This window comes from Veillonella rodentium (genome assembly GCF_900187285.1).
GTDB lineage: Bacteria > Bacillota > Negativicutes > Veillonellales > Veillonellaceae > Veillonella > Veillonella rodentium.
Genome location: NZ_LT906470.1, coordinates 50,148 through 60,131, shown reverse-complemented (window position 1 = coordinate 60,131; position 9,984 = coordinate 50,148). Strand labels below are relative to the sequence as shown.

At 44.7% G+C, this 9,984-nt stretch carries 7 protein-coding genes and 1 CRISPR repeat array (1 of these 8 cut by a window edge); of the genes, 3 read left to right on the top strand and 4 right to left on the bottom strand.

Going from position 1 to position 9,984, the window contains the following annotated elements; all coding sequences use genetic code 11:
• Positions 1 to 20 precede the first annotated feature (20 nt).
• Positions 21 to 2,408 carry an S-layer homology domain-containing protein gene (locus CKV62_RS00225; protein WP_095064686.1) on the bottom strand — a complete coding sequence of 796 codons (2,388 nt, stop codon included), beginning with the start codon at positions 2,406 to 2,408 and terminating at the stop codon, positions 21 to 23.
• Between the two features lie 321 nt (positions 2,409 to 2,729).
• Between CKV62_RS00225 and CKV62_RS00220 the strand changes: the two genes are divergently transcribed.
• Positions 2,730 to 3,620, top strand: a complete 891-nt coding sequence (locus tag CKV62_RS00220) for a DUF3829 domain-containing protein (RefSeq protein ID WP_095064684.1) — start codon at positions 2,730 to 2,732, stop codon at positions 3,618 to 3,620.
• A 129-nt stretch (positions 3,621 to 3,749) separates the two neighbouring features.
• Entirely contained in the window at positions 3,750 to 4,010 is a 261-nt protein-coding gene (locus CKV62_RS00215) for a hypothetical protein (protein WP_095064682.1), read from the top strand.
• A 169-nt stretch (positions 4,011 to 4,179) separates the two neighbouring features.
• On the opposite strand, the gene CKV62_RS00210 is transcribed toward CKV62_RS00215, so the two are convergent.
• On the bottom strand, positions 4,180 to 4,506 hold the full coding sequence (locus CKV62_RS00210; protein ID WP_231968334.1) for a Tat pathway signal protein: 327 nt from the start codon (positions 4,504 to 4,506) through the stop codon (positions 4,180 to 4,182).
• 704 nt (positions 4,507 to 5,210) lie between these two features.
• Here CKV62_RS00210 and CKV62_RS00205 point away from each other — a divergent pair.
• Positions 5,211 to 6,629 carry a sodium:solute symporter family protein gene (locus CKV62_RS00205; protein ID WP_095064680.1) on the top strand — a complete coding sequence of 473 codons (1,419 nt, stop codon included), beginning with the start codon at positions 5,211 to 5,213 and terminating at the stop codon, positions 6,627 to 6,629.
• Between the two features lie 116 nt (positions 6,630 to 6,745).
• Here the strand turns inward: CKV62_RS00205 and CKV62_RS00200 are convergent, their stop codons facing one another.
• Positions 6,746 to 7,018, bottom strand: coding sequence for a hypothetical protein (locus tag CKV62_RS00200; RefSeq protein WP_231968333.1), 273 nt, complete (start codon positions 7,016 to 7,018; stop codon positions 6,746 to 6,748).
• An 8-nt stretch (positions 7,019 to 7,026) separates the two neighbouring features.
• On the bottom strand, positions 7,027 to 7,596 hold the full coding sequence (locus tag CKV62_RS00195; RefSeq protein ID WP_095064678.1) for a hypothetical protein: 570 nt from the start codon (positions 7,594 to 7,596) through the stop codon (positions 7,027 to 7,029).
• A gap of 732 nt (positions 7,597 to 8,328) precedes the next feature.
• Positions 8,329 to 9,984: a CRISPR direct-repeat array (repeat unit 36 nt; unit sequence GTTTTAGAGATTTACAGAATTACACTACTCTCAAAC) (it continues 30 nt past the right edge of the window).

The window sequence follows — 9,984 nt, the reverse complement described above, 5'->3', positions numbered from 1 at the left end:
CGTTCCTGCATAGATGTATTCTATTTTTTATTGACCCTTACACGTTCAATTACCGGCTGCCCTTCATGATTTTGGGCAATTGTATCCACACGGAACAAGGCCATTTCAGGGCCGAATTCCGAAACGAGGCGATTGTCGACGGCAACGCCGTTCTGCACCGCACGATACACAATCTGCGCGAACTCATAACGGGTCAGCATCCGATCTCCTCCGAACGTACCGTCAGGATAGCCCTCCACAAGGCCGCGACGCGACAGATCGCTGACCGCCGCATACGCCCAATGGTTATTCGGCACATCAGGGAATAATGTGCTGCGGTCCGCTTTCATATCCGTCCCCGCCAAGCCGTTCAGGAGTGCGGTCAGCTTCTGAATCTGCGCGTTCTGTGCCGCCACAGTTTTCTTGAGTTCCAAGACCTCCTTACCGATGGCCACACGGGAACGGGATACATTACTGTGAGCCCCCAGCTTGACAGACAGACCGGCATTAACGACGGTTTCACCGTTTCCCACGGTGGAGCCCACACTGAACTGCACGTCCTCGTTCGGTCTGTAGAAAGCGCCCAACGCGCCGGCATTACCGTCACGATAATGACCGTAACCGGCGGCAAAGTCCCATTTCGCATCGGGATCAAAATCTAACGGATGCAATGCGGCAAGAGCGGCGGCACCGGCCACGGATTTATTGAGCCGCTTATCGAGACGCGCCACATTCTGTCCCATATCGGTCACATCATTCTTAATGTTCGTCACATCCTGCTTAATATTGTTCACGTCACCTTGTATATTAGTGATGTTTGTCGTATTGTCCGTAATCTGATCCGTTATATCGTCCGACAGACTGACCCTGTAATCTTTGACCGTACCGTCTGTGGTGGTCGTCACATTGATATGATTGCCGGCACTGACCGTAGTCGAACCGTTCGTATTCACCTGATTCTGCAACTTCTTGAGCTGCGCCACATTGACAGCGTCCGTATCCTTTGTGCCGGCCGCCACGGAAGTAATTTGCCGCGTTATATCATGATCCGCGTCACCGACGGATACCGCGGAACGGGTCGCCTTCCAGGTGGCGCCCGTATCCGTGGACTGCGCCTGTGTACTCATATCATACCCGGCCGCTCCGGCCGCCACGGTCGCCTTCGATTCACTGCCCACCGCAACACCGTCGGCAACGGTTACATTCGCGTTGTGACCAACGGCAACGGCATTATCGACCGAGGTCGTCGTATTCGTGTCCGCCGATCCGATAAGAACCGCATGATCGACGCCCGTCACGGTACGATTATCGCCCAATACGACACCATTTCGGGACCCGGTCACGGTATTTTCGGACCCCATCACGGTCATGTTGGACACTGTATCCGCCGTATTGTGAAAACCCGCCAGCATCGTATTTTTACTTTCATTATCCTTGGAACCGGTCAATGTGTTGTTCACACCGATAAGGGCGGAACGAAGCGTGTAGTCCGCCCTGTTGCCGCCTCCGAACGCCATCGTGGAGCCCGCACCGTCGGAAGCTTTTACGGCAGCACGCAATGTTTCAGCTAATTCCTTAGGGGAACCGCCTCCGTCAGTCGGTGCTGAAATACGAGTCACGGAGTTCGTAATCTCATTGCCGGCGCCAAATATGAGAGAACCGTTGGAATTGAAGGTCCGATTGGCGGTACCTACGATACTGTTGGCAACACCGGAATAATAACTGCCGGCCGTTTTAGATTCAATACTGTTTAACGCACCGTTAACGGTGGCTCCGAAATTCTTTGCGGGATTTGCCAAACGTCCGCCGTTATATTCACTGGAAATAATATTATATACACCTGTACTTGTAGTAAAAGCGCCGTTGCTGAAACTATTGGCGCCAATTGTCGTAGCGTACACATTCAACGCATCCGTCCTGGTCGAGGCGCTGTCCACAGTAGTATCACCCAAAGCACCTTTATAATTATGGGATCCGACCATAGTACTGCCGGTACGGGCAAAAGTATTATCGCCGATGGCGACGCTCCCCACCACTTTCGTCGGGTCCGCGGGAATTCTGGAGGAAGAAAACCAGTTACCGCTATAGGTTGTTTGCCCCAAAGCGAAGCTGGCTTCTCCGCCGCCGGCCATATTTTCAATTTTTGCATTTTTACCGATAGCGATACTGCCGCCCTGACTGGCATAGTTATTGATATTAGCACCATTGCCTACAACTATATCGCCCGTAGCCGCACTGGCACCGTTGGAATACGATATGCCCGCACCTCTGCCGATTGCCACATTTTCCGCCTTGGGCGCATTACTTCCCGTGCCGACAGCCACACCGTTACCGCTGCCCGGTGTCATATCCGCCGCACCGACAACATACAGCCCGGAAAATAGCATACCGTTAATTAATATCGATAATATAAGTTTTCGCCTGCTCATTCTATCCTCTCCATTCCTCGATGAATTCCGCTCAAAGCTTATAAGTTCATTTTATCTTCATGAACATTATGTCACTTTTCATAAAATTTGTAAACAGATCAGTCAATACATAACATATACTATTACCGCACATCATGTTGTTGTCGCACAGTTTCCGTCATATCTGCCCATATCGGTATATCCCCGGGCGGGCATATCGTAAAATGTATATTGTATATATTTCATAAATATATAAGTATTTCTTCTTAAAAAACGGCAACAGGTGTATAATTGAAATATAGAAACGACTGTTAATGAATTCCTGAAAGGAGAGGGGCTATTTTGAATCCATTAAAAAAAAGAATCACGGTCGCTGTACTATGTATGTCCACCTGTGTCGCTCCGTTTTTCCTGAGCGGCTGCAGTCTGTCGAACGTAACGGACAGCGTCCAGCAGGATCTCCAGAAACCGCAGCAGGATCAGGGTGAAGTGTTTAACCGGTATGTTAAAGCCATCAATACTTTCAACGATCGCAGTCTCACATTCGCCTATGCCAATACGCCGGCACTGGAAAATCTGAAAAACGGCAGACATTTAACAGTTTTCAGCTCGCCGGATTTTAAACATTTGAACGAAGATTTACAGGAAGCGAAAAAAGTCGGCGTACCGTATCCCGATATGAACGAACCTCTCGACAAGGTTCTCGCCGTACTGCACGATATTGTTCCCTTAACGGAAGAGTTGAACGCCTATTACGATGCCAAAACATATACGACGGACAATTATGCCAAGGAACAGCAGTTAGGTGCGAAATATATTCAATTATATGAACAGTTCCAGGCCGTATATCCCGCGCTCAATGACATAATTCATAAACATAATATGGAACTGCAGAAAGAACAGTTGCAGAAAATGAAAGATGCGGGGCAGAAAAATACCGCAGCGGTACAGGAAATTCATTTGCGACTCACCGATATCGTGGACGGTCTTGAAGGCAATAAACCGGTTGACGCCAATGCGATCAATCAGGAACTGCAGGTCATTGCGGACCTGTCCGCTACTGTAAGCAATACGGAATATGACCGTGCAAGACGTGAGCTGAATCAGTCCATCGGAGCCATCCGTACTTTCATAAGCGACCAGAACGAGAAAAACTACAGCAATATGATTAAAGCATATAATGATTTCATCGACGAAATTAACAATCTGGACATGAGAAAACTGGATAAATAACAGATTCATATGTAATGAATCGGACACATTATGCCGACAGTCGTAATATATGTCGTCGACAGGATACCATCCGGCATATGATACATCAGACGATATAACTGGCTGAAGGCATAATTCGAGAGGAGAATTATAATGAAAAATCGATTGATACCAATAGGAGTTGTCGCCCTGATCATAGGCATATTAATTCTATTATTAATACCGGATCCGTCGGCAAACAATCTGGAAATCGCTCAACATGCGACCAGTGCGCAGGCCGCGGCGGAAGCGATCTCCCGGAATAACCAATCTTACGCTCTATGGCATACAATCGGCATGTTCTTCAGCGGTCTCGGCATCGCCCTGACCGTCGGAGGAATTATAATGAGGTATATCAGGAAGGATAAATAAAATCTCGTATAAATAAAGACGGAAAAAGGCTGTCAGTTAACATGTAATTAACTGACAGCCTCTTTTCATTTTCATATTCCATGATAAATATCACGATATTCCCTTATATGCCGCCTTCAACATTTATTATAAAACTTATATACCGACGACAACGTTCATTCAGGACAGATCAGCGACGCGCAATCCGCATAGCCGCCATCATAGCCGGCGATTTCCACAACGACTGTCCGTTATCGGATACGAGTTTATTATTATCGTAGAATACATCCGCATTATAGTATTCATCGCCGCCGCTCACCTTATAACTGAGACCTGCCGTAGTATATACGGTGAAATTCACCACGTCACCGACTTTCTTTACGGAATCCTGATCGACGTACCAGCTGTTCCCGTGATATGTCGTGGCATATACATCGTGACGCGCCTCCGCAGAGGACGCATTTGCACCGATAATCACAAGCAGTGTCGCCAAGGCGTATAAACATTTGTGTATCATGGGAATCCCTCCTTTACTTTAGAGATATGTCCCTATTATACCAAAAAATGTGAAAGTCCGCATAACAAGACAAATACGGCTGTGTCTCCGTACCCAAGGTTTTATATACTCAGTATTTGATTATAGTATCTTTCATCTCATTGACGATATAGATCTTTATCATTATAATATAGGTAGACAGCCGGACGAGTAGTTCCGTCGGGCTCATCTCGGAAAACATAAAATTTTGAGAAATGGCCTTTTCGTTTTATACTAATCTCCGGGTTAGTGGAAATGAAGGGCTATTTGTCTTTAGTAAGACAAATAAGTGCTACCAGCGCTCCGAAAGCAATGACCACAGCTATCACCTGAAGCAGGAGCATGATCAGTTCATAATCGCTCATAGACTTATCCCTCCCTTCAGAAACGAAGAGAGGCCCAACCCCGTCCAACTATCTTAAGTTCATTATAAAACGAACTAATGATCGATACAACAAGGAGCGTACTATAGAAATATATGAATAAACCAATAGCCGGTATCTGTTATGCAGGTACCGGCTATTTTTTCCTCTATCAGTACGTATTCTCCACTCGTCTTCAAAACTCCTCTTTGTATTTTCCCTCATTATTGCGGATAATTAAATTATACTTGATCAATGCACCGCAAGTAATAAGGGCGACTTGGTATGTGTTTCTGAATGCTGTTCAGTTTTTGGAGGTGACATATGGAATCTTTAACGATTATCTGGATTATTGTATGTTTATATTTATTGCTGAACTTATTGGTCGGTGTGTATTGTCATATCCGTGTGAAAGACAGCACTGATTATCTGCTCGCCGGTCGTCGTATCGGGGTTCTTATGACGGCAGGAACATTGGCGGCGACTGAAATCGGTGGCGGAAGCACCGTAGGCGTAGCGGCAAAAGCCTACGGCTCATGGGGATTATCCGCCGGCTGGTATGTAGTCTCCGCCGGTATCGGCATTATTCTGGTCGCTTTCATGGCACCACTCTTGAGACGCGCCATGGCGACAACAGTACCGGAAATCATCGGACGTCGATTCGGCGCGTCCAGCCGTCTCATTACGTCCATTCTGTCCATGCTGGCCACGATTACACTTGCGGGTGTACAGATTACGGCAACCGCTACGATTATCAGCGTCCTCACCGGACTTTCAACAGAACTCGCCATCCTCATCTGCGGCGCGGTACTCGTCATCTACACCATGTCCGGCGGCATGTGGAGCGTTACTATGACGGACGTGATTCATTTCTTCGTCCTTGTGGGCGGTTTCACCATCGCGGTGCCGTTCGTGCTGCACAACGTGGGCGGCTGGGATGCGATCGTTGCCAAATTGCCGGCGGAACAGCTGGATTTCACCAAGGTGGGATGGAAAACCATCATCGGTCTCATCATCATGTACTTCATGACATTCTCCACGGGACAGGAATCGGTGCAGCGCTATTTCGCGGCCAAAGATGAAAGAACCGCCGTGCTCGGCTCGATCATCTGCGGTATCATCATGTCCCTGTTCGCCTTTGTACCGGCCATCCTGGGTCTCGTGGCACTTGCGGAATTTCCAAATATCGAAGCCAACAATGCGGTCGCCACTGTGGCATTGAATCTCATGCCTCCGGTTATGGCGGGCTTTGTTATGGCCGCCGTCGTGTCGGCGACGCTTTCATCAGGGGCGGGCGACCTGTTAGGGGCCGCAACGGTATTTACCAAGGATATTGTGGAACATCACTTCGGTAAAAGCCTCACCGATGCCCAGCTCACGCGGTACAGCCGTTTGTGCGTACTGCTGCTCGGCATCATCGCCATCATCATTTCCCTCGTAAGTAAAGCGATTATTCCGATGCTGGTATTTGCTTTCACCATGAGATCCGCAGGCCCGTTCGCGGCGTTCCTCTTGGGCCTCACATGGAAAAACGCGACGGCAGGCGCCGGCATCTGGTCCATCGTGCTCGGCTCTATCGCAGGCGTGTACTGGGAATTCGTGGGCAATCCATATGATATCATGTCCATCATATTCGGATCCGTCGTGAGCCTCATCGTCTTTGTGGTTGTGGTATTTATTGAAAGAGCCATGGGTAAACCGGCGGCACCACCGGCGATTCCGGAGGATTTAGAGGTAAAATAATCCTGTTATAAATCATGATACATTAAACTATTCCTTATGCATTAAGAAATTCCTTGAAAAAGATGTATTGAATGAACTCTATAAAATGAAATCTTAAAGGCATAAAACAAAAACTCCTATCGGTAACATACTGATAGGAGTTTTTCTTCAATCGTATCGCCGGCAGGCATCAGCACGTACTGAGTCGCGGCTATCTGCTTTGTCCCGTTCCGGCCGTTCGTCGCCTGCATCGACTCTTTATCTATATATGTGCCGTCCCCTTTACCGCTTTCACCAAAGCCATGAAGCAGTTCATAGCGACCGGAGTTCTGTAATTCCTGCATTGAGACAGCATGTACCGACACGATACACGACAACAACAACGCCAGAGCTATATAAAGTACTTTCATAATCGCCCTCATTTCACTACAATATCGTCAAAATGCATATGATACGCCTCGTAGAACAATATATCGGCTATATCGTAACGCGTTGTATTCAGTTGCGTGCGCAAAATTGCCCGCTTGGAAGCTGCTTTCTGTCTCGGCAACGGGGTCCCGTCAAAGGAGAAGCCGCCCAAATCTTGTTCCAGACCCTCCATGCCTGACGCAGATTGTGCCGATTGAATTGCGGTCGTCAACGAAGCACGGTTCTGCTTAGCCCGGTATACCTGACTCGCAAGGGACTGACGCGCATCGTAGGTGACGATCCATGAATCCCCGTAAATCACATGCTTTCTAGGCGATTGATACACATTGTAGACATGAGCCTTTATCTTGTACACCGGCGGTGCATACTCCAAAACCTCCAGCGTACCCGTATCTAAATACCACGTAGTCCGCTCGTCAGCACCCGGCACATCAGGCCTGCTTTCATGTATCACCTTAAACTGCGGCGACGACTGCAGTTCCTCTATCGAAATCGCCTGCCCGGTCATGGTGAAAGCTAGCGCCATCGCCAAACCTATTACAATACCTTTTAGTTTCATACATACCTCTCAAATGATAATAAGCACGATCTCGTTAGTATAAGTATACTATACCAATGAGACCGTGCCTATTTATTGGGCTGAATCAATTTGTCTATGAATTGCTAAGTTAGTGAAAATCAAGAGGTAGATTTAACAGGTAATAAACGTAATAGAGTTGATGATGCTAGGCCGAGGTTAACACTATTAAAGGTAATATAAATGTACAAGTAAACTATTACATTAAAACTCTATAAAAATGGTATTACTATCAAAAAAGCAAAACCCAATAATCCTGTCAAAAATGCAACTACAGCTACGCTAACACCTGTTAACCATACTAGTCCCAAAAAGCGAAAAATTAAATGCAGCACTACTTTTAACACATATGTCGCGGTCATTTCCTCATTAGAGTAATTAAAAAAATGCTTTATTGTATCGATATATTTGGGTTGTCTCTTATTAGGATTTAATGTCCGCCAATACAAAATCAGATATGGCAGGATAATAAAATTTCCCAAAAGTATATACCATAATATAATTTCATAAAGTTCAAAGTACCCTTTATAAAAGCAACCTTCACACGCCCATAGCTCAATAATTGCATATGAATTTAGCAACCAGATCAGTGTTAAGACGAGCTTACCAATTGTTTGTTTAAGATTAAACATGGGATCTCAAGTAATAATACTATAAAGACACAGAATTACACTACTCTCAAACTCTTCCGAAACGCCATATGGTCGTTGGTTCGTTTTAGAGATTTACAGAATTACACTACTCTCAAACGGACTCATTTCTACCGTGATTACATTTTCAGTTTTAGAGATTTACAGAATTACACTACTCTCAAACATTGTAGAAAGTGAGGGATAAAAATGTATAGTTTTAGAGATTTACAGAATTACACTACTCTCAAACTAGCTGCTGCCGTGGCTAATTCTGCTACTCGTTTTAGAGATTTACAGAATTACACTACTCTCAAACTTATACATCGTATTCGATGTATTCGCAAGTGTTTTAGAGATTTACAGAATTACACTACTCTCAAACACTTGATGTGAATTATATATAGATACCCCTGTTTTAGAGATTTACAGAATTACACTACTCTCAAACGGGAATGTGCCGTGTTTGCGCAACCATTCGGTTTTAGAGATTTACAGAATTACACTACTCTCAAACTCCCATTTAGAGGTATATCCTCTAGCATGTGTTTTAGAGATTTACAGAATTACACTACTCTCAAACAAACTCTGCAGCAATAACACTATCAAGTTCGTTTTAGAGATTTACAGAATTACACTACTCTCAAACGGCAATGTCTGTCCACATGTAGGGCATGTTGTTTTAGAGATTTACAGAATTACACTACTCTCAAACTCACGACCGTCATCGCCGTTCTTACCTTTTGTTTTAGAGATTTACAGAATTACACTACTCTCAAACATATGTTTCCCAACTTACAAATAATCATCAGTTTTAGAGATTTACAGAATTACACTACTCTCAAACAATACATCAACTAAATATATTAATACTTCAGTTTTAGAGATTTACAGAATTACACTACTCTCAAACTCGAGTTCAGCCTTTTTTTCGTGCGTAAAGGTTTTAGAGATTTACAGAATTACACTACTCTCAAACTATTCAACCCAATAACGCCCCAAAGCAATAGTTTTAGAGATTTACAGAATTACACTACTCTCAAACGCAACTGGGATAAAAATACTACAGACACGAGTTTTAGAGATTTACAGAATTACACTACTCTCAAACATTGGATTCATCCGGAAACTCGTGAAACTCGTTTTAGAGATTTACAGAATTACACTACTCTCAAACCTCAAATCTTAGATAAGCCACATTATCACCGTTTTAGAGATTTACAGAATTACACTACTCTCAAACTAGGTGGCGCTATCGTAGCGACTACGGCTAGTTTTAGAGATTTACAGAATTACACTACTCTCAAACAGCATTCTCGAGAATATGAGAGACGGCGGCGTTTTAGAGATTTACAGAATTACACTACTCTCAAACATGACATCACTCAAACCGCGGACAAGCCCTGTTTTAGAGATTTACAGAATTACACTACTCTCAAACCGGATGTATTATCGGTATTTTTATCTCGATGTTTTAGAGATTTACAGAATTACACTACTCTCAAACGTCTCCGAGTCTAATTCGAAGATTTGAGTTGTTTTAGAGATTTACAGAATTACACTACTCTCAAACTTATTAGTTGATTTTGTTGAACATGTGTTAGTTTTAGAGATTTACAGAATTACACTACTCTCAAACATATAAACATGCACGGCAGCCCCTACTTTTGTTTTAGAGATTTACAGAATTACACTACTCTCAAACTTATATGGATATTCAAACGGCCTTTTCTTGGTTTTA